A 24,345-nucleotide genomic window follows, 5' to 3' on the forward strand; every position below is an offset into this window, starting at 1 on the left:
GCCTTCCTTCTCAATTAAAAATATTTTAAAAATCAAATGTATTATTGGAGGTATTATTATGTCAACACAAACAATGTCGCAACCTGATCCAAAGCGATGGAAGGCACTGTTTTTATTATGTTTTGCAAACTTTCTTGTAATAATGGATGCATCTATTATTCAAATTGCACTACCGTCAATTCAAGAATCACTCGGTTACACCCAGGAAAGTTTACAATGGGTAATGAGCGCTTTCCTTTTAATATTTGGAGGTTTCTTGTTATTAGGAGGGAAATTAGCCGATTTATATGGCAATCGTCGTATTTTTAATATAGGTGTTTTTATTTTGGCCGTTTCGTCCTTGTTCGCAGGTTTCGCCTGGAGTGAGATGAGTTTAAATATATTTCGTGGGATTCAAGGGTTAGGTTCAGCATTCATTGCACCTTCAGCTCTATCTATGGTAATGCAGCTCTTTAATTTCAGCCCTTCTGAAAAAGCAAAAGCACTTGCTTTTTGGGGCTTATCCGGTGCGGCAGGCGGCGCATTCGGAATTGTTTTTGGCGGGCTCATAACTGGATCCCTTGGTTGGCGTTGGACATTGTTCATCTATGTGCCATTAAGTATTATTGTTTTGATTTTCAGTCCTAAACTATTACAAAAATCCGGGCAAAGATTAAAAGGACGTATTGATTATGTCGGTGCTGTTTTAGTTACAGCATCTCTGATGTTAATTGTTTACGGCATTGTATCAGCAGAACACAGCGGTTGGACATCAAGTAATGTGATGATTTCTCTTGTTGTCGGAGTTGTTCTGTTTCTGATTTTCCTTATCGTAGAATCCAAGATGAAAGAAGCGCTACTGCCACTCAATATATTTAAAACGCCTAATTTAGGTATTGGTAATGTCGGTGTCTTTTTAACACAAGCAGCTTGGTTTCCATTAATATATATGTTGATTCTTTATCTACAGCAAGTGTTGCAATACTCTCCAACAGCCGGCGCAATGGCAGTATTGCCTGTACCTTTATTTATGGCATTCTTCATGATTGTCGTGGCTGAAAAAGTATTGGCTAAATTGGGTATAAAAATGACGATGATTGTTGGCTTCGTGATTCTCGGCTTGGGTAATATTTTGTTTTCACAATTTACGACAGTAGATGGTACTTACATCATAAGTGTATTAATACCCTCATTTGTAGCAGCACTTGGTAATGCACTTGCTTATTTAGCGTCTACAACAGCGTCGGTATCAGAAGTAGAGCCAAAAAAATCAGGGCTTGCTTCCGGTTTATACAATACGAACTTCCAAATCGGCTCTGCCATTGGTCTATCAGTCATGGTAGCGATTGCCGGTGCAGCGACCAGAGCGAGTCATGCTACTGATTCTGTCGTTGCTTTAAATGAAGGATTTCAGCAGGCATTCTTCTGGTCAGGAATTGCAGCGTTTATAGGTGCTATCTTAGCTTTGTTATTTGTTCGTTCACAGAAATAAACAGTAGAAGTTTAATTTAGAGAGTTACTTTTACAGAAAATAGTTCCCATGAAATAGAGAATAATTATAACAATGTTTAAGCAACTAGGGTCTATATCTATTTAGGCTCTGGTTGTTTTGTTTTTTATCAGAAGCTTTGCGCTTAGCTGATTGATATTCAGTTAGGCGTTTTTGTGATTGTTAAAAAATTTTATTGAAAAAATTTGTTCTTATTTTTGGCATTTTAGAAAAAGTCCAGTTGAAGGATATGAAAGGGGAAATCATCGCCCACCTTTGCAGCAATTGCGAAGGGAGATGAAATGCATGATAGAACCAAGTCGTACCGAATGGCAAATACGCTGTGCGTTTAATGCTTTTTGTAAACGTGTGCTGAAGAATGAAGCCATTGATATTTACAATGAGCGGCAGCAGCAACAGTCGAAAGAGCTGACTTTTTCCGATTTAACACCGCAAGAAGAAAATCAGCTTTACTCCTTGGATAAACACAAGGAAGAAGAAACACAAGACTTTCAAGTGGATGGAAAAAGAATTACTCCTAAGTTGCTTGATCAAGCTATGCACACGCTGTCAAAAGAAAAGCGTATTGCCGTCCTCCTATCTTATTTCTTCCATATGACAGATATAGAAATAAGTAAACTGCTCGAAGTTCCACGAAATACGGTTCAGTATAGGCGGACAAGCGCTTTAAAAGGGTTAAAACGATTTTTGGAGGAACATGCAAATGAATGGGTTGATTAATTCTAATACTGAAAATAATGAGCGTGGATTGTTACCGTATCCGATTATTTTAGCTGCAAATAAGAAACCCAGTTCAACATTAAATGTCTGTTTCTCTGTAATTTAATCATTTTATAGAATGAACTTGATTAAGGTAATTGTTTGAAAATTACTTGACATTTACAGACCTTTTGTTACCATAAAGATATATTTATCTTATTTATTAGTTGCTTATTAAGCAGAAGTCGTTATACCTTCATTTTCTAGAAGGAGACTCGGCATAAAGAATCATTACCTTCGTATTCCTTAATAAAAAGGTTATGTTAGGTGGACGTAATGTCACAAAAGGGCAGTCATGCTCATTATATAGTATATTAAAAGCCAATTCATCTCATGTTATGGGATTAATTGGCTTTTTTTATTTTTATATAATAATTTTATAGTTAATTTAAAAAGCAATAGCTTACCAAATTAAAATGGTGTCGCTATGGCTTTTTTTATTATAAAAAATAAAAAAAGGAGAGATTACATGTTTCAACAGAAAAAAAGAGTTTATGTAGCGTATGCAGACACTCAAGGAAAAAATGAATTTCTTATCCGAGAGGGAAATCAATATTATGTCCTGACGAGCGAAAAGGGTATTATATCAATTTCTGCGGATGATGCTTATCGACTATTGAAATTAATGGAGAAAAATATTATTTCAATAAGAGGGCAAGGAACATTTAATAAAAGACTTGTTAATGTTGCTGAAGATTTGGCTTATACAATAACAAAAGCATTAAGGAGTGTTAGTAATGGGTGAATTAAAATTAGCGACCACTCACGAAGAGGCTGTAAATTTGGCTAATGAAATTAATCTTACAGAGTCTGCGCTCAAACAAATGAAAGAAAAATTAAAGGAATATGTCAAAAATAATGGAGCCATTGATACGGGACAAGAAATCTGGGATTTTTATGAGTCCGTCAGCTGGGAGTTTGACCGAAATGGATTAAAAGAAGTTGCCAGGAACATGGTTATTGATGGTATCGATCCATGGGAGCAAATGACTGTCTCAAAGAAGAAATTAGACAATCTAGGATGGGATGAAAAGTTCTTAGAAAAAATGGGGCAAAAAAAAATTACGAAACGGTTTGCGTCTCGTAAAAACTAAGTTTATTAAAAATGTGATAATGAAATTATATACAAAAAAACTCTTTCCGTCAAGCAGCGATTGATGGCATTCAGTTAGTACAAGACCCTTATAACTCTTGTACGCTGTTTGGAAAGGAGATTTTCAGTATGTTTACAAAAAATAAAGATACCTTATGGGTATGCAGTCGAGTAGTAAAATCAATCACCTGCGGCATGGAACTATTTATGTGTCTTCCTGTAATCGGATGGTTTGTATCATCCTTAACAGGGGTACCGGTTATGATGTTATTTTTGATGCATTCAGTTTCTTTATTCTTTGCTATAGGAGCAGGAGTGCAAAAATTAGGTAACATCATAGGATTAATTGCATCGCTTGCTTCTTATTTTCCAGTGATTGGCTGGCTGCTGCATATTATAGTATCTATATTATTGATTCGAGATATTAAAAAGATGAAAAAGAAAGAAAATCTTGTTGAAGAAGTGTATTAGTTGTTTGAAAATAATGATAATACATTTCCGGAAAAAATAGAGCTTCCCATAATGGCATAACGAATATTAAAAAATATAAAAGTCATTTATCTAAGTTGATAAATGGCTTTTCTCTATCAGGAGGAGAAATAAATGAGTATTAATATGGCGAGAGAGAACATGTTAAAATATGTTGCCACAGGGAATGACCTCCTCACAAGCGTAACAGACATATTATCTGTAATCGCAGGAGGCCATGCGAATAAAGAAGCTATTCAACAATTAAGCCAATTATCGATAAAAGGGTTATCAACATTATCAATCGAAGAAATGATTGTATATGGTTTATCGAAAAATCAAGCGCTTTCGATTCATGCTTCCTTTTTAATGATTCAAAGATATATTCAAGAGCAAAAAGAAAAAGGCTATATTATTCGTTCCCCTGAAGATGCTGCGAATTATATTATGGAGGAAATGAGAAAATTAGAGCAAGAACATTTTAAGGCACTTTTTCTAAATACAAAAAATGAAGTAATTAAAAGTAATACAATCTTTATCGGCTCATTAAATGCTTCCGTGGTGCATCCTAGAGAAACATTCAAAGTTGCGATAAAATGTTCTGCGGCTAGCGTGATACTGGCACATAATCATCCTAGTGGGAACCCTTCACCATCTCAAGAGGATATTTTAGTAACCAAAAGATTTGTTGAAGGTGGAAAAATAATGGGAATAGAAGTGTTGGATCATATTGTGATTGGTGACAATAAATTTGTATCGATCAAACAGAAAGGATATATTTAAAGTTTGTGAAAGCCATTTTCCTTTAATTAGGAATTTGGCTTTTTCTATGGTAAGGATTTCTAACTGGATGTATCTGGTACTGAAAAAAAAACAATTGATCATTCAAATTAAAATATTTTGTTAAAGGAGACTCTTTATGAATATAAAAATAAGTGTTGCTCTCTCTCCAGGTGTCACGAAACTGGTGGAAAAAAGTGAGAATAAATTCAATTTGGACCATTTAGATGAAATGGTAAGAATAGCAATAAATTTATTGCATAGGAGCGAATTTATCGTGTTTCATCATGAAAAAATAGAAACTGTGGTAACTGATGGAAGAGCAAATATTCTTGCTTTACTTCCACTTTGGATACCAGAAAATATCATGATAGTACAAGATGATACAGATGATGACTTTGCGTTTCTAGTCTTATTACCATCTGAATGGAATTAAAAAGTAATTTTCAATGAAGAGTTAAAAAATTTCCGTCAAACTTAGTTTTGATGGCAAGCAGAAGTGAAGGAGAAATAAAGCCTTCCACCCCGGCCAAACAATCATGTGACAGGTAAGTTGATAGTGCTGCACAATGCTGTCTATTTACGTGGAAAAGGGGAAAATGAAGAGGAGACTATAAATTTGAAAAAGCTTGATAAATATTTAAAGAAAATAATTGAAGAGAACGTTTTAAATATTCGTATAATGGAAAATTACAATGATAATCGTGATTTTATGTTATGGGAAATAGAAGGCGATTTTCGTTCTGACGCTACTATTATTTTTGATCATGATTATTTTCTTGAACGACTTGAAGATGAGGCTAAAAGGATTGATAAAAAAATAGAATGTTATAAAGATAAAATAGCTGTGTTAAGAAATGAAAATGTATTTTTGAAAGCTCTTTTAAAAGTATAAAAGCAAATTATGTACCGTTAGCTTATAAAAAATAATACGAGGAGAGTGTGATATGAATATTGGCATTAATGTTGGTTTAACACCAGGAATCAAAGAGTTGATAGATAAAAATGATTATAAGTTTAATATCGAGCACTTGACACTTATGCTTGATTTATCCATAGAGCTATTCAACATAAGTGAATATTTAAACTTCAAAAAGGAATTACTGAAAACCACTATTATAGATGGTAACCATAATAAACTTCTTGAAATACCGTTATGGATACCAGAAGACATTTCAATAGTCAGAAAAGGAGATAATGAAGATTTTATCATTATTGTCGCCTTCGGAGCTGAAATAAAAAAATTTATAAAAGAACGGAAGACGTAAATCTATGAATTTAAGACTTGAAATAGTAGAAAGTATATTAAATGAATATGAGGCAAAAGAAAGTGAGATTGAAAAAGCAGATTTAGCTGTTCAATTTATTGATAATCATGGTTTGTTTCTTCTTGAACAGGCAAAGCGAGCAAATAAAAATGCTCAAGAATTGTATGATATGGATCTGCAGTTAGTAAGCGAACAAAGGCTAATAAAACAATTGGAAAATCATATTAAAAGACATCAAGCCGCTGCCAATATTATCAAGCATAGGATGAGTGAATTAAGAGACGAAAGAGATAAGGCTAAGGAAGATTATCTGCGGCTATTAAAAGCTGCTGAAGAGTAAAAGGCTAATCATTCTCTTAGTGGAAAGAGCTATAAAAACGAAAGGTTATTTATTTTTATAATGGATAACCTTTTCTTACTGGAGTTATTTGTATAAATGAAAGATGTTTCTTTAAAGGTAATCTAATTGTTGGTAGCGACATCAAGTAGAATAAAACAAGCTGACCGAGATCCAAGTATCTTTTATTTTGATATTAGTCATAGTGAAGAGAATGGATTTGAACCAGCTATTATTAAAAAAAGTTATTACCAATCATTTTGCAACTATCGGATTGAGGAAGCCCATTCACTTAAATGATGAAAATGATTCAAGTAGAATTCTTGCTGCTTTGTAAAAGAAAAAATATTAAATGAAGGGAGGAAGCCTTCTGTTATGTGTATAAACAGGGGCTTTCCTTGTTTTATATCCAAACAGAAGGCATTTGAAATGAAATCTATTATTAGTTATCCAAAGCGTGGCCCCTGGGGGAATTCTTCTTATAGAGGAAACACTTCAGGTCATGTGATTAAAGACGTCGTCCAACAATTCTTTCCTCGCCAGCATCCTAAGCGGTTCATCGAGGTTTTTTCGGGTGGAGGAACCGGTGAAGAGGTTGCTATGGATTTGGGTATAAAGAATAGTTTGCATTTGGACTTAAACAACGGATGGAATGCAATGACAGATGAAATTCCCTTTGGAAGTGATTTTATTTTCAGTCATCCTCCATATTGGGATATTATTTCTTATCAACGTTATAACGGCGGTCATTCTGATGACCTATCATTAAATATGTCATATGACGAGTTTATCAGTAAGTTAGATCAGGTGAACGCAAAAATCTATCAATCATTGCTAAATGGTGGGATACATGCTTTCCTTGTAGGTGATGTCAGACGAAAGGGTGCTTATTATTCCATTATTAAAGACATGACTTGGTTTGGGAGTTTAGAAGCTCATATTATCAAGACACAGCATAATATGCTATCCGATAATAAAACGTATTCCAATAATAATTTTATTTCTATAGTACATGAACATCTACTCGTTTTCAAAAAGGATCAAGTGTGGATGGTTCAATTAAAAAGTACAGTCACTAAATACTTTGACTTGCGACAGTTTAATAACATTACCTGGCGTGACTTAATTCAAGGAGCGTTAGAGTGGCTGGGTGGCAAAGCTGAACTTGCTGAGATTTACAAGGTGATTGAAGGTAGCAAAAAGACTTTAAAAAATAATCACTGGAAAGATAAAATTCGCCAGACATTGCAGCTGCATGACAATTTTAAATCAAGCAGTCGCGGTGTTTGGGAATTAAAATTTTAAAACAAATAGGAGGACAAAAAGAATGCTAAAAAAAGAATACGGCAATTGTTTTTCTTGTGATTGTGAAATAGATGCGGATACCATTTACTGCTTTCAGTGTTATAAAAATATATGCACTGAAAGGAAGGAATTTGTACTTCAACTGCAATTAGAAGGACTTTCTTTTAATGCAGCATGCAGTGTAGTTGCTAGATTATACAATGTAGATAAAGAAGATGTTGAATTTCTGTTTGAATAATAAAAATTTGGAGGCTAACGTATGAAAAATCTATTTTGAAACTTTTAAGATAAGTCTCGCAAATCATTTAAATGGGCTTTAGTCGATTGATTTTTGGAAAAGGTATAAATTACTGATCAAAATAGATAATGGTGTTTTTGAAATTGAAAAAAGCCATAAATCAATAGTTTTTGCATTTGAGCAATGTGATGAATGCAATACTTCAAACTGCAAAATCCAGTAATCTTTGCAGTGCAACATGGTGAATATTTCCATTCAATCAAATATGAACTAATGGAGGAGATGACTTTATAATAACAAGAAAAATTAATGATACTTTCATAGAGTTGATTACTACAACAGTTATTGTTTCTGATAATAAAGGAAATAACTTTCTGATTCCTATGGACGAGTTTGATTTAAAATTTCATCAAGATATGCGATTATATCCAGCAAAATAAAAGCACGCTTTGGGAAGTAGATAGTCATTGATGTTTGGTATGAGCTAGATTTAAAAGGTGATATTTATTGAAACGCACCAGATTACTATGAATGGATCGAACACAGCCCAACTAAAGGATATGCTTAAACATTATCTGACAGAAGGGCGGTAGAATGTTGAGTTATACAAAAGAGGCCTTAACAGATTACTTTGAAGCCTGTGTGATTTTTTGGAATGAAGAAAATACCGAAGAAATGTCTGCTGAATATTTTGCATTATGTGATGTAGAAGAGGCAAATGCTGACCTTATCTTTCTTGAACAGGAGCTTAACGTTAGTGAAAAACAGGATTTTATTGAAAAGTTAAGAAAAAGGATTAATTTTAATGATATATGAAGGAGTTGTTGCAACATGCCAAAATACTTTGGACTGTATGATCGACTTATGAATTCATTTAGAACCGGGTTTGCAAGCGATGATTATATACTAGGTGTAACCGTCAGATAAAAATGGACAGTTTTTGCTAGTTTTAGAGTGAACATTTTTTGGAAATTAAGGGATGCTAAGTCACTTTACTTGGAGCCTCTACAGGCATGAATTAAAACCAGGAAGCCAGGTAGCACAAGTGATCTGGCTATGCTTGGTTAAGCTATTATGCCTGCCCCTCCAAGTAAAGTGCACCGTTCTTCTGGAAAATAGTGTTCAGTCTTATTTAGCAAAAAATCATAAAAAGTGTTCAATTCTACTCAGCGGTCACACTAGGGCCCATTTAATTAATTTTTAGTTATTAAAAGTTGCTAATAATTATAGTCACTAGAGAATCTTATTTGAAATTTAATGTTAGTATAAGTCAAAATATAAAAGAACTAAGAGTTATTTTCCTCATATGCAATATTATTAATCTGGTGCATGATAGAACGCTGTTCTAATTCTAATTGATCAATTATTTTAATTAAATCTTTAATTGCACAATCTACTGTATATAGTTCATCATCTATTAAACTACAAGTGACTTTCATTAATTTTTCTTCCATTTCTGCAAAATATAATTTTCTATTTAACTCTAAAAATAAGTCATTCGAAATAGATTCTTGTGTCATCAAATCCTCCTTTTCAATAATGCGTCTTTAGCTTAATCTTTAACAGTTTTTTTGCACTACATAAATCAAATAAAAATTTAAGATGGAATGAAATATTGCATAAGTAAGTTAATATAGTCTATACTTTTATTATGAAATTATCACTAACAAGCTTATTTATATTATAAGTTAAAAAAACTTATTTTTCAATGGGATAAATAAGCTTATAAATATTTTAATGAAAGGGATTTATTATGGAATCTTTTAAAGGGAAGAAAATATCAAATATATCTAAAAATATTAAGAAATACAGACTAAAAGAAGGATTTAATCAAAAAGAGTTTGCGGATTATTTAAGGATGCATTATCAAAACTATTCAAAATTAGAACGAGGCGTTTATACACCATCTCTTGAAAAATTACTTAATATATGTGACACATTGCATATTACACCTAATGATTTATTATTGGACGTAAAAGATGATGAAGAATACCAAGATGAAGACTTTGTAGAAGTTGATTTTACTATACTCGATATAAAACAAACTATGAAAATTGTAGAAGAGATTAGAGCAAATGCAATTGTAGCTAGAAAAATAGGAGATAAAGAAAAAGAGAGAATGTATCTGGATGATCTTATTCAGGTATTTGCTTGGAAAAACGAAGATTACTGGGATATTGCTGATTTTTTATATAAAGATAAGTTAGAGAAATATTTTCTATCAGCTTCTAAAAAGATAGAGAAAAAGCTTGTAGATAAACAAATGAAAGAACACATGAAGTAACCTGTAGTATACGTTTCCTAAGAAGCATTGCTATAGAAGTGCTCTTTGACGATAACTATATAAGTGAATATTTATTAATATTTTATTCAAACACCGATAGTAATATACCGTATCGGTGTTTGAAATATTTCCTGGGAAAGCGCATATTCTGACATGTTTTTGTCGAAAGTTAAGAGAAAATAGCGATTTTTAATTTATTCATTTACACTTATTATATTTAGGACAATCCATTACAAATTAAGGGAGAAACAATTTGGATAGTTAATTCTGTTTGCTTAAAGTGGAGTCTCCGTTAAGTATGAAGATAAAGCTACAAAAGTAATACATCATTCACTAGAGCTTATTTTAATCGACTGTTAATATAGATTGTGCTGAATAATGTAATGACAATAAGTATTATCGCAAAGCCAATAGAGCCTGTTTGAATACTGGTGTGAGCGTCAAGTAGAGATGAACACTTTTTGCTAATTAAATTTGGATACTTTCTTCCATGAAAATGGAAGATCGGTAATTCATTCGATAACTATCATCATCATGAAAATGAATAACATCAGCTGCTGTAAAATTCTATCTAGGATGGCAGTTGTAATCCCTGGATTACCTAGTAATTCTCTCCATTCATTTGGTCTTTTATTAGAAGTTAATATAATTGAAGCCTTATCATAAAGGAAGTTATCTTTGGTGTGGCTTCAATTAGACAAAAAGAGGCGGAGGAGCTAGCGGAATAAATTCGATATACAAAATTATCGGGTATTATGCTTGGGTATTCACCGTATATTATACCGACAATGGATAAATAGAACATTTTATATTAAATATGCAGTACTCTGTAATTTAATAGTTTTCTAGTGGGAATTTGGTAAAACAAATTATTTGAAAATCACTTGACATTTACAGACCTTTTGTTACCATAAAGATATATTTGTATTATTCATTAGTTGCTTTCTGAGCAGAAGTCGTCAAACCTTCATTACTAGAAGGAGATTCGGCATAAAGTGTTATTGCCTTCGTATTCCATTTCTTAATAGGAATTGTTAGGCAGGCATCAGCCGTAAAAAAGGATAATGATTATCCTTAATATATAGCTTATTCAAAAGCAGATTTTTTCCATCTATGGGAGAAATCTGCTTTTTTTATTTTTAAAATAAAGTGAAAAAGGAGGGAGCCCTCTGTATGAAATTATACAGAGGGAGGAACCTCTGTGCATACATGGCAACAATTATGGAATGTAAGCATGTAAAAGAATGTAAAAGGAAAGCAGAAATATGGCAAGAAAATCAAGAAAAGTATTCTGCTATTGGTCAGCATGAGTTGGATGATTTTCTGGAATTGTATGATGACAAAAAAGCAGCGATCAAGATGGATCAGCATTTTGAAAAAAGATGTGTTGAAAGAGCAATTTCCACCAGTGATGTTACGTCTATACTTGAATTTGGCTGGGTAATAGAGCGTAATGAAACACTTGGGAATGTTTCGGTAGTATTGCTTGGTTTTACAGGGAAACCTTATAAGCCTTTACATGTCGTTTATCACATTGTTAGTGAAAGAAAATGGGTTGCTGTAACTGCATACAGACCTATTTCACAGCCATGGAAATGGTCAAAAAATTATGATAAGAGAATCTGTTTCTGTGTAAAAGATGGGGAACTATGAAATGAAAGGAGAGTATTAAAATGATTGGAGATTCAAAAAAACATCTTGTATCAACAATGACGGAAAGAGATAAGCTTAAAGCAAATTTAAAAAGCAGTCTCTACTCATTATCGATAGATGAACTGGTTATACAGGCAATTAATTCTTATGAGAGGGAAATTGAACCAATGAATTGTCCTTATTGTAAAGAAAAAACGGTCGTTTCCTCAAAAGAGAAAATGGTATATTCCATCTCTATTGATAATCAGGATTATGACGTGCGAATAATCAATTATCCTCGAAACTATTGCAAATCTTGCAATAAAGAATTTAAAGATCATCAAACAACCATGTTTTTGAGTGAATTAATTGATATGGAAGTATTTAGAGCACTGAGATATGAAGGTGAGGTCCCGAAAGAGTTTGATTTAAGAAAATTGATTGTCATGTCCGGTAAAGAATGACGCTTTTATTAATAGTTATCTTAATTTAAAAAACGTTTCATTGTCAATGATGGCATAAAACGTGTTTTTTATTTGAAAAAATATTAAGAAGGAGTGAGGTTTTTTATGGTAAATATTGATAATTTAGCCGCTATGAATAATCTAAATAAGAACAAATCCTTTCTTGGTCACTTAATTTGGTACAGCGTTGGTAAAAATCTTATTAAAGTTGAGGATTTGGAAAATTATCTGATCAACGCGGGACTCGGAAAAGAATGGATGCCTAAAAAAATTAGGTCATCTGACGCATTCAGGCGGGCAACAAAAGAAGTTGAGCGAAAGCGGCCGACATCTCAGCCAACTGTTTATGAAAATGTATTGGTTAGAGAAGTTTACTCAAATCAAAAGGAAATCCAACGCAATGTAGTTATTGAAACTGTGGACCAGCAAGGAAAGAGTCTAACCTATGCTACACAGTCTGCTGTTATCAATTTGGATAAAAGAAATGATTCCATTACGTTTACCGCAGATAATGATACAATTAAAGAAATTTGCGGAGAGGCAGAGACGAAATTTACACTCTATAAAAATCATTATTCAGCCCAGCAACTACGTGTCATGGTAGGTAAAATTTTAGGCTTATTAGCTCCTACTCCTTTACGTAAAAGTGGAGGTGTTTGGTTTGTTCCAACGGCTAAAGATAGGGAGTTGAATCAATTCTTTAATTTTATAAATACCCTGGAGAATAGTGAAGCATATAAAGTTCCTGTTATCAATACTAACGATAACAAAAATATGGTCACTAAAAAGATATATGAGCATTTTCAGTCACTGCTACATGATTGTCAAAATAAGCCTAATCTTTCAAAAGCAGAGATTAAATCTCTAATTAATGAAGCTAATAGATATATAGCAGATTATCGTAATTATAAAACCATCGTATCTAATGAAAATGAAGCATTGGAAAGAGTTATTATGGATGTTCGTAAAGAAGTATCAGCTATTTTGATGGATATCAATGATTAACGTAAAGGAGAAGATTTTATGATTACTAGAATGGAGCAAACTTATTACGAAGTTCATATACCTCAAATATCAAAGAATTTGGAGAAGATTGCTGAAGAATTTAAGCGTAGTAATCATTTGAAGGAGAAGGAATTGGAATTAAAAGAAATTGAACTAGAACTATTGGAAAAAAGTATCACACACCATATAAAAAAGTTGTAAGAATTTTTTTGGCCACAAAATAATAAGAGGAGGAAAAATATAATGAGTTATGATATTGGAATTGGTGAAGCAATTTTTTCAGAAAAAATGGACGATGAAACCTTAAAAAGAGATATCGAAATTGAAGTAAAAAAAATTTTTTTAGACCATGCACCAGTGTGGGCGGATGATAATGATCCTTTTCCTGATATGTCTGGCAAAAGTAATTATAGATATGCGGGTTACTCCAGTATGGTTGATTTTTGTAAGGAAACAGGGCTCTATGAATTTTTTTTTAATCCGGAGGATGGGTTAATAAGACATAATAATTACCCTGGTTCCACCCGTATTTTTCCGAAAGATTTAAAAACGATTACTCAAGCTAAACAGAATTGGATAAAAAACCATCCTAATCATGTGCCAGGCTGGAAGGATTATCAAGATCCGACACTAGCTAAGTTGATCTGGTATGAATTTTGGTTTGAATGGGCTTTAAAAAATTGCAGGAATCCTATTATAAATGCAACTTAATTTTTGTAAGTTTCGATTTATTTATAATAAGTTGCTTTCTATTTCAAATTATTTTGAAAGGAGAATCCTATATGGGAAATTTAGATAAATTAAAAGAAATAAAAGATGCTTTGAATAAAAAGTTTATAGAGCGGGAGAAAGAAATTGAAGCGATCTTAATTGCCTTGTTATCCAGACAACATATGCTGTTAATCGGTCCAGCTGGTACTGGGAAAAGTGCGTTAAGTGCTGAATTGTCAAATATTATTGATGGATCAAGTTACTTTCAATGGTTACTGACAAAGTTTAGTACACCAGAAGAAATCTTTGGGCCATTGTCATTAAAAGATTTGGAATCCGGAGTGTATAAGCGTAATATAGCATCCAAAATGCCGGAAGCACATTTAGTTTTCTTGGATGAAATTTTTAAATCAAATTCAGCTATTCTAAATAGTCTCTTAACGCTCATTAATGAGAGAGTTTTTTACAATAACGGGCAGCCTGTAGCATCACCATTAATGTCTGTTATAGGTGCTAGTAACGAATATCCTGAAGCTGATGAAGGTCTTGAAGCGCTCTTTGATCGATTTCTTTTACGTTTTGAAGTAGATTACATTGGCGATGAAAGTAATTTTATTTCTATGTTAAAAGGACAAGGACAAAATCTGGTCATGCCAATGATGACAATGGAAGAGTTAGAAAATCTTCAGTTCCTTTGTGACATGGTTGTCATTCCAGACGATGTATACACTACCTTATCTACAATGAGGAATGATTTAAAAGATGAGGGTATTTGGCCATCAGACAGACGATTTAAACAATCATTAAGTATTTTACAGGCCAAAGCTTTAATTGAGCAGAGGCAAGAGGTCAAACTAAAGGATCTGCTAGTATTGGAACACACGCTTTGGGAAAGTGTTGACCATAAAAGTATCGTTTCTGAAATAGTAACGAATCATAGTTTGGATATTGTGTCTAAAAAAATATATGAAATTGAAAATGATATCTCCGATATGATGGGAGCAGTAGATGATCCTGCCAATGACAAAACAGAAATGGTTCTAGAAACAAATAAAAAAATGCAAGCTATGCTAGAAGAATTGAAAATTTTACAACTTAATCATCCAACAAGAGGGGAAATTGATGAAGCTATCTCTAAAATTAGAGATAAGCAGCATAAACTATCTGAATTAATCATAGATCCAATTGATCAACCAAATGATAAAGTAACTTCATTTTAATAATAAAAAATTTCTAAATTAAAATAAAAGGAATGTTAAAGCGATATTTTAACATTCCTTTTCAATTTATATGGGGAGTGTATAAAATGAGTTTTTTTAATCGTTATAAAAATCGATCTGTTATAAACTCGGACCGCTTTGATAGACGAAGGTTTAATCAATTATATGGAATGTCTGATGCACTGCAAAAATTAAATGAGTTTGAAAAACCGTATCCTTCTTTTGAGTCTTTGTTAGGTGACATATGGGGTTCGTTGTATAAAATGCGCCCCAAATTAATGGAGAACACAGAAGTTCCTGATGATTTGAAAACGAATCATTCTTTTATGGAAAGAATAATGACAGATGAAAAGTTTGATAATTACAGGAAATATACGAAACTCGATGAATTATCATCTATTCTAGCTACGACAAAATTCGGAGCCAAAACGAAGGAATGGCTGGAAGAACAAAGAGAAGAAAACGAAAAACTTAATGAATATATGAATGAGTTACAAGCACTTCAAAAACAATTACAGAAACAAGAAAAACAACATAAGGCTGGACAAAGTAATGATCAACTCCAAGAAGATTTGCAAGAGGCTAAAGAGAATATTCACAAGGAAGTTGATCAGCAAATCCAGCAAAATGGTGGAAGCTTATCTAAAAAAATTTCTCAAGCATTCCAAGAAACAAAAGAAACAAATGAACGTGTTAAAAACCTTGTTGGTGGTACCCAAGCTGGTAGCGGTGAAACTGAAATCAAAAAAGTTCCATTAAAAGATCAGTTACAATTGGCGGAAAAAATATCTAATCAAGAACACTTTAAAGCTATCGCCGAATGGGCTGGTCGTTTTAAAAGAATTGCGAGAATGAAACAAAAATCAGCCCACAGCGACAGTGTTGAGCGAAGTGGCGTTAGGTTAGGAAATGATATAGAAAAATTACTACCTTCGGAGTTAGCGTTGTATAGTCATGGGAGTACACGCCTTGACTTTTTAAGGCGCTACGTTGAAAGACAAACCATGACATATGATACAAAAGCAAAAGAAACTTTAGGTAAAGGTCCAATAATACTTTGTTTGGACCAATCTGGAAGTATGTCCGATTTAGATGCACAATCTAAAGGGTTTGCTTTAGCTCTCATGTCTGTTGCTAAAAAGCAAAAAAGAGACTTTTGTTTTATACCATTTTCAAGAAAAGTAGAAGTACATCGTTATCCAAAAGGGAAAATTGATACCAGGGAAATGATTAGAATAAGTGAAAGCTTTTTAGACGGTGGGACTGATTTCATGTTACCACTTAAAAAGTCATTGGAAGTTATCAATGAAAGCCGTTTTAATAAAGCTGACATTGTATTTGTCACAGATGGGGAAGCCCATATTTTAGATACCTTTACTAATGATTTTCTAAAAGTAAAACATGAAAAAGAATTTTCCGTTTTATCTTTGTTAATAAGAGGGGATAGAACAGGAACTCTAGAAAAATTTTCTGATAGAGTAGTACAAATAAAAAATTTGAATGATACAGGAAGTTATAGAGCTTTTGAAATTTAAGGAGAAAATAAGTCTCTAATGTATTTTAGAGGCTTATTTTGTTATAATGTAAGTTACTTTAAGTGTATTTAAGGTTACTAGTAACCTGGTAACTTAAAAGAAAAATATGGAATAGGAATATAATCAGTAAGAAAGTTGGTGATTAAGTTGAAACCACCATTTGATATCACAGACCATATGCTTAATCGTATTGTTGAAATCTCAGAACTTACAGGAGAATTGAAATTTGAATACGAGCGAAATCTTCATTTGCGAAAAGATAATCGTATACGTTCCATCCAGTCATCTCTGGCGATTGAGAATAATACGCTAACAGTACAGCAAGTAACAGATATCATAGATGGAAAAAAAGTGCTGGGTAGTCCTAAAGAAATAAAAGAAGTAAAAAATGCATACGATGCTTATGAAGAAATATTATCTTTTGATCCATATAGTATAAAAGATTTCTTACTTGCACATGGTTATTTGACTCATGAATTAGTAGAGTTTTCAGGACGTTTTCGGCAAAAAGATGTCGGCGTTTTTGATACAAAAGGAAATGTTATTCATGTTGGAGCTAGACCACAATTTATTGAGTCTTTGGTAAAAGATCTTTTTACTTGGGCGAAAACAGCTACAACTCCTGCATTAATCAAAAGCTGCGTCATGCACTATGAAATCGAAGCTATTCATCCTTTTGAAGATGGAAACGGAAGAATGGGGCGTTTTTGGCAGAATGTTATATTAAGTCAATGGCAACCGATTTTTGCCTGGATACCGATTGAAACAATTATTTATGAGCATCAACAACGTTACTATGATGTGTTAGCACTTGCAGATAAGGATAATAATTCAACGGATTTTATTGAATTTATGCTTGATGTAATACTAGAAACATTACAAAACTACCCAAAAAGAGATGATCTAAAGCAATAGAGACCAAAAATAAAACATTATATATGTATCAACAAATAAAGAACCCGTTTTTTACTTATAAAACGGGTTCTATCATTAGTTAAAATACATAATTAGATTTTGTAAAAATCCATTAATACTGGATGAAATAATGAGATGTCTTACATTCTTATACATACCATGATAACTTTTTAATCCAGTTTAATTTCGAATGTGAATATAGATAAGAAAATTATGATGGAGTTATAACAACAAGTATACTTCTTTAAATTTTTATGTAATGGTCTGATTATGATAGCTTTATTTCCTGGGAAAGCGTATGTTTTGACATGCTTGTGAAGAAAGGTGTAGAAGGATAGCAAATTTTAATACAATAGAAGAACGATTTTGATGATCAGGTCATTTTAATGAACTTTACAATTCTACTGGAACACACTTGTGATTTTTTATAAACAATTCAAACTTGAAATCAACCAACTGTCCTTTATAATTAATAGAAACAACAGTTCTATATGAAATGAATATACATAGATTTAATATTTAAGACATGAGTATTTTCTAAAGAATGGTGTGAAATAATGAATAGTATTTATATGACTACATTAATAAATAAGCAATTAGATGGTCAGAAAAATGGATTATATGATTATACAAATATGATGCTATCCTATAACAGTAGCAAATTAGATGGGAGCAGCTTATCTTTTTCAGATATTGAAACTCTGTACTCACAAGATTATGTGATTACTGGCGGACATAGTATGGACGACTTGATGGTGGCCAGAAATCAATTTAAAATGTTTGAATTTATGTTAAAAACAATTGATGAACCTTTAACCGTAAAAATGATAAAAAAATACGATCAAATATTGAAAAAAGGAACGATGTATCAGCATTTTCATGACGAAAATGCACAACTAAATAAGTTTCCAGGCATAATGGACGAATTATTAGACAAATATAATTCGTTGAATAAAGTGGAATTGATTGATATTCTTTCTTTTTACCATGGTTTTGTACACATTCATCCTTTACAAAATAGAAATGGTATAGTAGGAAGAATTCTTATGTTTCGTCAATGTATAATCAATAACTTTACTCCATTTATTTTGTCCTTTATTAGAAGAAATGAATATATTGACGCTTTGAAATCCTTTGAAAAGGATCCAAACGTATTTTTAAATGAAGCAGTACTGCAGCAAAAAGAGTATGAAAAAGTTGCTTCATCTTTTATTGAGAGTCATACAGATAAAATTAAATTAGAACTAAAACCATGAAGTAGATCAGAAAAAAGAAATGAAATAACTATAAAAAACAGTTATCAATTTATCGTATCAAGGGACATTGCCCTTGATATTTCCTTTTTAAGACAAAATTCAGATATGAAGAAGTTCAGCAGAGTTCTTTTATATAAAAGCTTCCCTGTCTAGTAAAAGTATTGTTTAATCACAATTTCTTTTGTTAATATAGAGACAATCCTTAAAAATGAACGGAGTGTTTATGATGGGGAAGGTTATACAATTTCGAAGCAAAGAAGAGCTTACAAAAGAAAAACGTGAAAATGTCTGGCATGATTGGCTTGAATGGGAGAAATGGGAGCTTGAAAATTTAAATTATCAAGAAATGAAAAATTGCTTCAAAGCCGATAATTTTAATTATCCATATGATAAAGATGAAACCACAATGTCAACTGAGAATATTGAATTTTTAGCTCGAGAAATACGGTATGCCCGTAAAGAAATGATAAGAAATAATCTAGACAAAGAGAACCAGACTATTGATTTGACACCTGAAGATTGGGAATAGTTAAAGGAGTAGTTGTGATAATGAAAAAGAAACTCATAGGACAAATTAAAGTTCATTCTGGTCAGTTAATGATTATCGATCCAAAAAATATTGATAATGAATGGCGAAAAAAAGGCAATATCAAAGGTGTCGTATTTTGGGGGAGGGGTCAAAATAAAGTTGCTGAATTATTAATTGAAAAAGGTTATGGTGTACAGCAAAAGAAAGACTATGCAGGGTTTATTGAAGCATTAAATGAGGCTGAAGCAACTAGTCTTCGCAGAGAAATTGATATGGTAGCTGAATCAACTGGAGTTCAAATAGTTTCCTCAGTTGAAATGGATTCAACGTTTCAAGATGTAAAAGAAATAGCTATGTATAGTGATCTTGGAGGATCTCTTTCTTTTAATGATGGAACTGATGGGTTAGCCGTTGTTTTTCCATCTGGTTTAGGAGATGGCTGTTATGAAGTTTATGGAAGATACGAAAACTTGAAACGATGGGGAGAAAAAATCACAAAGGTTGAAATTCAGCTAGTTGATGATGACGAAGAAAGATTATAAAGTAATTTATAAGAACCTTTCACCTAACTGGTAAAGATAGAAAGGTTCTTTTGTATTCTATTTATTATTTTTTATGATAATATAAGATACGATGTAATCAAAATAAAAACGTTAATTTTAATGAAAGGATGATAAATATATGGCTGAAAACCAATCAGCTGAAAAGCTACCACGCACCGTAGGTCTGTTTACTCTCGGTTGCAAAGTAAATCACTACGAAACAGAGGGCATTTGGAGAATGTTTAAGGAACAGGGCTATGAACGTGTAGATTTTGATCATAACGCTGACGTTTATGTTATCAATACATGTACAGTTACGAATACAGGAGATAAAAAAAGCAGGCAGACGATCCGTCGTGCCATCCGTAAAAATCCAGATGCGGTCGTTTGTGTAACAGGATGCTATGCGCAAACTTCTCCAGGGGAAATCATGGAAATTCCTGGAGTGGACGTGGTTGTCGGAACACAGGAACGTAAAAATATCTTTTCCTATATCGAAGAACATGAAAAAACAAAAGGGCCTGTTAACGGTGTATCAAACATCATGAAAAATCGTGTATTTGAGGAAATGGATGTACCTGTATTTACAGACCGTACACGGGCGTCACTCAAAATTCAAGAAGGCTGTAATAACTTCTGCACATTTTGTATTATCCCGTGGTCAAGAGGTTTACTGCGTTCCAGAGATCCTGAAAACGTGATTGAACAGGCAAATAAATTAGTAGAAGCAGGGTACAAAGAGCTTGTACTTACCGGAATACATACAGCTGGGTATGGAGAAGACCTGAAAGATTATAATTTTGCGATGTTACTTGAAGAACTGGAGCAGGTAGAAGGATTAGAACGCATTCGCATCAGTTCGATCGAAGCGAGTCAAATTACGGACGAGGTTATCCGTGTACTGGACAGTAGTAAGAAAATTGTCCGTCACTTGCATATTCCACTACAATCTGGTTCAGATACTGTGCTAGCCAGAATGCGCCGTAAGTATTCAACGGATTTTTACCGTCAAAAAGTGAAGAAGATACAAAAAGCATTGCCAGGATTAGCAATTACATCTGATGTTATTGTCGGATTTCCTGGAGAAACAGAGGAAGAATTCCAGGAGACGTACGAGTTTATTAAAGAAATTGGCTATTCGGAACTTCATGTATTCCCGTTCTCCAGAAGAACGGGTACGCCCGCAGCAAGAATGGACAATCAAGTGGAAGATGAAGTAAAAGAAAGACGTGTGCATGAATTAATCACACTTTCTGATCAGCTTGCAAAGGAATATGCCTCCAAATATCAAGATGACGTATTAGAAGTGATTCCAGAAGAGCATGCAAGTGAGCAGGAAGATAATCATCTGATTGGTTATACGGATAATTATATGAAAGTACAGTTTGAAGGCACAGCCGATTTAATTGGTAAAATTGTTAAAGTGAAGATAACAGAGCCTGGCTATCCTATCAATAAAGGTGTCTTCGTACGAGTAATGGATCACGCTACACATGTTGCAGAAAAAAACGCATAAAAAGGAGATATAAATAATGAATTTAGCTTCTTATATTGACCATACCTTATTAAAACCGGAAGCAACAAAGCAGCAAATTGCAAAAATTGTCGAAGAGGCGAAAGAAAATAAATTTGCTTCGGTTTGTGTCAATTCGCATTGGGTTGTTTATTGTGCGAGCGAATTAAAGGATTCCCCGGTGAAAGTCTGTACGGTTATCGGTTTTCCTTTGGGAGCGACAACAACACAGACAAAGGTTTATGAAACTAGAGAAGCCATTGAAAATGGTGCAACCGAAGTGGATATGGTAATCAATGTTGGTGAACTAAAAGCTGGAAACGAAGCATTGGTTAAAGCAGATATAAAGGCTGTCGTCGATACAGCTAAGGATAAAGCATTAACCAAAGTAATTATTGAGACAGCTTTATTAACAGATGAAGAAAAAGTGCTTGCTTGTCAATTAGCAAAAGAAGCGGGAGCAGATTTTGTTAAAACCTCAACAGGCTTTTCCGGCGGCGGTGCAACAGTTGAGGATATAAAATTGATGCGGAAAACCGTCGGCCCTGAAATGGGAGTAAAAGCATCAGGAGGAGTTCGTGATTTAGAAGCCACAGAAGCGATGATTGAAGCTGGTGCAACACGAATCGGTGCAAGCGCCGGAGTGGAAATAGTCTCTGGTAAAGAAGGAACTTCAGATTATTAATAAATAACCATTGACCGTCCCGCGCGTTTATATTATACTTTAAAAAGGCATGAGAGTATGTTCATGCTCGCATTAAATATGGTTTTGTGCTTCGGAGGGAGGGAAATTAGCATGTCAAATAATACAACTCGCGTTCGTAAAAACGAGTCTCTTGAGGATGCTCTTCGTCGCTTTAAGCGTAGTGTATCAAAAAGTGGTACATTACAGGAATATCGTAAACGTGAACACTATGAAAAACCTAGTGTACGCCGTAAGAAGAAATCAGAGGCTGCTAGAAAACGTAAATTCTAAAGAAGGTGTGACGTATGACGCTACTTGATCGATTAAATCAAGATATGAAGCAGGCGATGAAGAACAAAGATAAAGAAACCCTGAGCGTTATTCGCATGGTAAAAGCTTCTATTCAGAATGAATCGATTAAGCTTGGAAAAGATACTCTATCTGAAGACGAAGAATTAACTATTCTTTCGAGAGAAGTGAAGCAGAGAAAAGATTCCCTCCAAGAATTTAAAAATGCTGGAAGAGATGATTTGGTTAATAAGACCAAACAAGAATTGGAAATACTGGAACAGTATTTACCAAAACAACTTTCAGATGAGGAATTAACGTCGATCATTCGGGAAACAATAAAAGAAGTTAATGCTGCCTCAATGAAAGACATGGGGAAAGTAATGAGTTCCGTGATGCCAAAGGCTAAAGGACAGGCTGACGGTTCTAAAATTAAACAAATAGTAGAGCAGGAATTGCGATAAAAAGAACCAACCCAATTTTGGGTTGGTTTTTCAATTAGTTAAAATAATCAGAGGTGTGAATAAATGGTATGGATTATTCATAGTGCCAAACTAAGATGAAGCTTTCTACAACCTGACTATATATGGTACTATCAAAGTATACCCATCCACGAAAAATGAAACCTTTTAGGAATTACTTTCGTAAATATAGGTAAGGTGCAGGATGAGGGGGTGACTCAAGTTGAAAAGACATCGTAAGCGGTTAGCTGTATACATATTGTTTGTAACAGTTTTAACCATTGTATCCATATTTACTGGAACGCAGACAGAGGCTGAGCAGGGTGAAGGTGAAACAGTTTATATTGTACCAATTGAAAGGGAAGTGGAAAGAGGTCTAGAAGCTTTTATTGACCGAGCTACAACAGAGGCGATGGAAAGCGGGGCAGATCATATTATTTTTGAAATTGATACGCCTGGCGGTCGAGTCGACTCTGCCGGACAAATTGGTTCGCATATTCAAAGTATAACTGTCCCGACAACGGCTTATATTGTCAATGAAGCGTTATCTGCCGGATCTTACATTGCGTTGTTCTCCGATAATATTTATTTTAATCCGCATGCAACCATGGGAGCAAGCGGAATTATTAATCAAGACGGGACAGCAGCTGATGAGAAAGCACAGTCTGCATGGCTGGCGCAAATGAGAAGTGCAGCGGAATCAAATGACAGAGATCCTATTTACGCTGCAGCAATGGCTGATAACAGTATTGATTTGCCAGAATATGGGGCTCCTGAAGGGCAGTTCCTGACATTAGGTCCAAGAGAAGCAGTTGAAGTTGGATATGCAGAAGGAATTGTTTCTAACCGTGCTGAACTTCTGGAGGAGCTTGATCTGTCTGAAGCAACGATTGTTGAAACGGAAACTTCCATCGCAGAAGAATTGGCTAGATTCTTAACGCATCCGGTGGTTATTCCTATTTTATTATCTGTTGCTAGTATTGGTTTAATTGTAGAGCTGTACTCTCCAGGTTTTGGAATTCCGGGAATATTAGGGCTGGTATCCTTAGTATTATTCTTTTACGGGCATGTCGTTGCCGGATTAGCAGGTATGGAGGCGCTTCTCCTTCTTCTTATTGGTATTGGTCTTATAGTTGCAGAATTCTTTGTAACCGGCGGTATTCTGGGAGTCCTCGGAATAGCTGCGGTGATCGGTTCCTTATTCATGTCAGGGTATGATATGGTGCACATGTCAATGAGTATAGGGATTGCCTTTTTAATTGCTGTGATTCTTGCTATCATCTTATTTAGAAGAATAGGTCTGAATAAAGGGATTTTCCGCCATATTGTTTTAAGAGACAGTATAGCAACAGAAGATGGTTATGTATCCTCAGTAAACCGTTTAGAGCTTGTCGGACTTGAAGGGAACTCATTAACACCGCTGCGGCCTTCCGGGTTGGCAGAATTAAATAATGAAACCATCGATGTTGTTTCTGATGGCACTTTTGTTGACAGAGGAAAGAAAGTGAAAGTAATTCGTGTAGAAGGTGTTCGTGTCGTAGTTAGGGAAGTGAAATAATTATCTAAAT

Annotated in this window: 32 protein-coding genes and 1 pseudogene; 31 read left to right on the forward strand and 2 right to left on the reverse strand. The window is 33.8% G+C overall.

Going from position 1 to position 24,345, the window contains the following annotated elements:
- Positions 1-58 precede the first annotated feature (58 nt).
- The 14 genes from BN986_RS12995 to BN986_RS13060 all read left to right on the forward strand — a co-directional run bounded on the left by BN986_RS12995 (position 59) and on the right by BN986_RS13060 (position 8,553).
- A complete protein-coding gene (locus BN986_RS12995) occupies positions 59-1,471 on the forward strand; it encodes an MFS transporter (RefSeq protein WP_040980575.1) in 1,413 nt (470 codons plus the stop codon).
- 303 nt (positions 1,472-1,774) lie between these two features.
- Positions 1,775-2,209: an RNA polymerase sigma factor gene (locus tag BN986_RS13000; RefSeq protein WP_040980577.1), complete on the forward strand. Its 435-nt coding sequence runs from the start codon at positions 1,775-1,777 to the stop codon at positions 2,207-2,209.
- Complete coding sequence (locus tag BN986_RS27900; protein ID WP_262362467.1) at positions 2,193-2,315, forward strand: hypothetical protein; 123 nt, start codon at positions 2,193-2,195, stop codon at positions 2,313-2,315. The genes BN986_RS13000 and BN986_RS27900 overlap by 17 nt, the downstream gene beginning before the upstream one ends.
- 402 nt (positions 2,316-2,717) lie before the next feature.
- Entirely contained in the window at positions 2,718-2,993 is a 276-nt protein-coding gene (locus BN986_RS13010; protein ID WP_040980579.1) for a hypothetical protein, read from the forward strand.
- Positions 2,986-3,342 (forward strand): hypothetical protein, encoded by a 357-nt coding sequence (locus BN986_RS13015; protein WP_040980581.1) that lies wholly within the window; start codon positions 2,986-2,988, stop codon positions 3,340-3,342. The genes BN986_RS13010 and BN986_RS13015 overlap by 8 nt, the downstream gene beginning before the upstream one ends.
- A gap of 128 nt (positions 3,343-3,470) precedes the next feature.
- On the forward strand, positions 3,471-3,812 hold the full coding sequence (locus BN986_RS13020) for a hypothetical protein (protein ID WP_040980583.1): 342 nt from the start codon (positions 3,471-3,473) through the stop codon (positions 3,810-3,812).
- Between the two features lie 132 nt (positions 3,813-3,944).
- On the forward strand, positions 3,945-4,592 hold the full coding sequence (gene radC, locus BN986_RS13025; protein WP_040980585.1) for a RadC family protein: 648 nt from the start codon (positions 3,945-3,947) through the stop codon (positions 4,590-4,592).
- Positions 4,593-4,728: 136 nt separating this feature from the next.
- Positions 4,729-5,025: a hypothetical protein gene (locus BN986_RS13030; RefSeq protein WP_040980587.1), complete on the forward strand. Its 297-nt coding sequence runs from the start codon at positions 4,729-4,731 to the stop codon at positions 5,023-5,025.
- 105 nt (positions 5,026-5,130) lie between these two features.
- Entirely contained in the window at positions 5,131-5,484 is a 354-nt protein-coding gene (locus tag BN986_RS13035; protein ID WP_040980589.1) for a hypothetical protein, read from the forward strand.
- Between the two features lie 52 nt (positions 5,485-5,536).
- Positions 5,537-5,857, forward strand: coding sequence for a hypothetical protein (locus BN986_RS13040; protein ID WP_040980591.1), 321 nt, complete (start codon positions 5,537-5,539; stop codon positions 5,855-5,857).
- A 4-nt stretch (positions 5,858-5,861) separates the two neighbouring features.
- Positions 5,862-6,197, forward strand: a complete 336-nt coding sequence (locus tag BN986_RS13045) for a hypothetical protein (protein WP_040980593.1) — start codon at positions 5,862-5,864, stop codon at positions 6,195-6,197.
- Between the two features lie 426 nt (positions 6,198-6,623).
- The gene (locus BN986_RS13050; protein ID WP_040980909.1) at positions 6,624-7,499 is read left to right on the forward strand and encodes a DNA methyltransferase; all 876 of its coding nucleotides are present in this window, start codon (positions 6,624-6,626) and stop codon (positions 7,497-7,499) included.
- A 22-nt stretch (positions 7,500-7,521) separates the two neighbouring features.
- Positions 7,522-7,737, forward strand: a complete 216-nt coding sequence (locus BN986_RS13055; protein ID WP_040980594.1) for a hypothetical protein — start codon at positions 7,522-7,524, stop codon at positions 7,735-7,737.
- A 597-nt stretch (positions 7,738-8,334) separates the two neighbouring features.
- Positions 8,335-8,553 carry a hypothetical protein gene (locus BN986_RS13060; protein WP_148417119.1) on the forward strand — a complete coding sequence of 73 codons (219 nt, stop codon included), beginning with the start codon at positions 8,335-8,337 and terminating at the stop codon, positions 8,551-8,553.
- A 470-nt stretch (positions 8,554-9,023) separates the two neighbouring features.
- Here BN986_RS13060 and BN986_RS13065 read toward each other — a convergent pair whose 3' ends face one another.
- A complete protein-coding gene (locus BN986_RS13065; protein ID WP_040980598.1) occupies positions 9,024-9,257 on the reverse strand; it encodes a hypothetical protein in 234 nt (77 codons plus the stop codon).
- Between the two features lie 233 nt (positions 9,258-9,490).
- Between BN986_RS13065 and BN986_RS26215 the strand changes: the two genes are divergently transcribed.
- The gene (locus BN986_RS26215; RefSeq protein ID WP_074435666.1) at positions 9,491-10,021 is read left to right on the forward strand and encodes a helix-turn-helix domain-containing protein; all 531 of its coding nucleotides are present in this window, start codon (positions 9,491-9,493) and stop codon (positions 10,019-10,021) included.
- Positions 10,022-10,489: 468 nt separating this feature from the next.
- Here the strand turns inward: BN986_RS26215 and BN986_RS28005 are convergent.
- Positions 10,490-10,695, reverse strand: a pseudogene (locus BN986_RS28005) (ATP-binding protein); the annotation flags it as partial.
- 499 nt (positions 10,696-11,194) lie between these two features.
- Here BN986_RS28005 and BN986_RS13075 point away from each other — a divergent pair.
- From BN986_RS13075 to BN986_RS13150, 16 genes are all read left to right on the forward strand, one after another.
- Entirely contained in the window at positions 11,195-11,674 is a 480-nt protein-coding gene (locus tag BN986_RS13075; RefSeq protein WP_040980600.1) for a DUF4258 domain-containing protein, read from the forward strand.
- A gap of 20 nt (positions 11,675-11,694) precedes the next feature.
- Complete coding sequence (locus tag BN986_RS13080) at positions 11,695-12,117, forward strand: hypothetical protein (RefSeq protein WP_040980602.1); 423 nt, start codon at positions 11,695-11,697, stop codon at positions 12,115-12,117.
- 105 nt (positions 12,118-12,222) lie between these two features.
- Positions 12,223-13,122 carry a DUF6744 family protein gene (locus BN986_RS13085; protein WP_040980604.1) on the forward strand — a complete coding sequence of 300 codons (900 nt, stop codon included), beginning with the start codon at positions 12,223-12,225 and terminating at the stop codon, positions 13,120-13,122.
- 18 nt (positions 13,123-13,140) lie between these two features.
- The gene (locus BN986_RS13090; RefSeq protein ID WP_040980606.1) at positions 13,141-13,323 is read left to right on the forward strand and encodes a hypothetical protein; all 183 of its coding nucleotides are present in this window, start codon (positions 13,141-13,143) and stop codon (positions 13,321-13,323) included.
- Between the two features lie 42 nt (positions 13,324-13,365).
- On the forward strand, positions 13,366-13,833 hold the full coding sequence (locus tag BN986_RS13095; RefSeq protein WP_040980608.1) for a hypothetical protein: 468 nt from the start codon (positions 13,366-13,368) through the stop codon (positions 13,831-13,833).
- Between the two features lie 71 nt (positions 13,834-13,904).
- Positions 13,905-15,053 carry an AAA family ATPase gene (locus BN986_RS13100; protein ID WP_040980610.1) on the forward strand — a complete coding sequence of 383 codons (1,149 nt, stop codon included), beginning with the start codon at positions 13,905-13,907 and terminating at the stop codon, positions 15,051-15,053.
- Positions 15,054-15,223: 170 nt separating this feature from the next.
- Positions 15,224-16,588 (forward strand): VWA domain-containing protein, encoded by a 1,365-nt coding sequence (locus BN986_RS13105; protein ID WP_148417120.1) that lies wholly within the window; start codon positions 15,224-15,226, stop codon positions 16,586-16,588.
- Positions 16,589-16,735: 147 nt separating this feature from the next.
- The gene (locus BN986_RS13110) at positions 16,736-17,503 is read left to right on the forward strand and encodes a Fic family protein (protein WP_187378552.1); all 768 of its coding nucleotides are present in this window, start codon (positions 16,736-16,738) and stop codon (positions 17,501-17,503) included.
- Between the two features lie 572 nt (positions 17,504-18,075).
- Positions 18,076-18,759 carry a Fic family protein gene (locus BN986_RS13115; protein WP_187378553.1) on the forward strand — a complete coding sequence of 228 codons (684 nt, stop codon included), beginning with the start codon at positions 18,076-18,078 and terminating at the stop codon, positions 18,757-18,759.
- A 226-nt stretch (positions 18,760-18,985) separates the two neighbouring features.
- Positions 18,986-19,288, forward strand: a complete 303-nt coding sequence (locus BN986_RS13120; protein WP_040980616.1) for a hypothetical protein — start codon at positions 18,986-18,988, stop codon at positions 19,286-19,288.
- 20 nt (positions 19,289-19,308) lie between these two features.
- The gene (locus tag BN986_RS13125) at positions 19,309-19,830 is read left to right on the forward strand and encodes a hypothetical protein (RefSeq protein ID WP_040980618.1); all 522 of its coding nucleotides are present in this window, start codon (positions 19,309-19,311) and stop codon (positions 19,828-19,830) included.
- Positions 19,831-19,969: 139 nt separating this feature from the next.
- On the forward strand, positions 19,970-21,346 hold the full coding sequence (gene mtaB / locus BN986_RS13130) for a tRNA (N(6)-L-threonylcarbamoyladenosine(37)-C(2))-methylthiotransferase MtaB (RefSeq protein WP_052400771.1): 1,377 nt from the start codon (positions 19,970-19,972) through the stop codon (positions 21,344-21,346).
- 16 nt (positions 21,347-21,362) lie between these two features.
- The gene (gene deoC / locus BN986_RS13135; protein ID WP_040980619.1) at positions 21,363-22,028 is read left to right on the forward strand and encodes a deoxyribose-phosphate aldolase; all 666 of its coding nucleotides are present in this window, start codon (positions 21,363-21,365) and stop codon (positions 22,026-22,028) included.
- 111 nt (positions 22,029-22,139) lie between these two features.
- Positions 22,140-22,319, forward strand: coding sequence for a 30S ribosomal protein S21 (gene rpsU / locus BN986_RS13140; protein WP_040980621.1), 180 nt, complete (start codon positions 22,140-22,142; stop codon positions 22,317-22,319).
- A gap of 14 nt (positions 22,320-22,333) precedes the next feature.
- Positions 22,334-22,780, forward strand: a complete 447-nt coding sequence (locus BN986_RS13145) for a GatB/YqeY domain-containing protein (protein WP_040980623.1) — start codon at positions 22,334-22,336, stop codon at positions 22,778-22,780.
- Positions 22,781-23,000: 220 nt separating this feature from the next.
- Positions 23,001-24,335 (forward strand): NfeD family protein, encoded by a 1,335-nt coding sequence (locus BN986_RS13150; RefSeq protein ID WP_040980625.1) that lies wholly within the window; start codon positions 23,001-23,003, stop codon positions 24,333-24,335.
- Positions 24,336-24,345 lie beyond the last annotated feature (10 nt).

This window comes from Oceanobacillus jeddahensis, assembly GCF_000750635.1.
Classification (GTDB): Bacteria; Bacillota; Bacilli; order Bacillales; family Amphibacillaceae; genus Oceanobacillus; species Oceanobacillus jeddahense.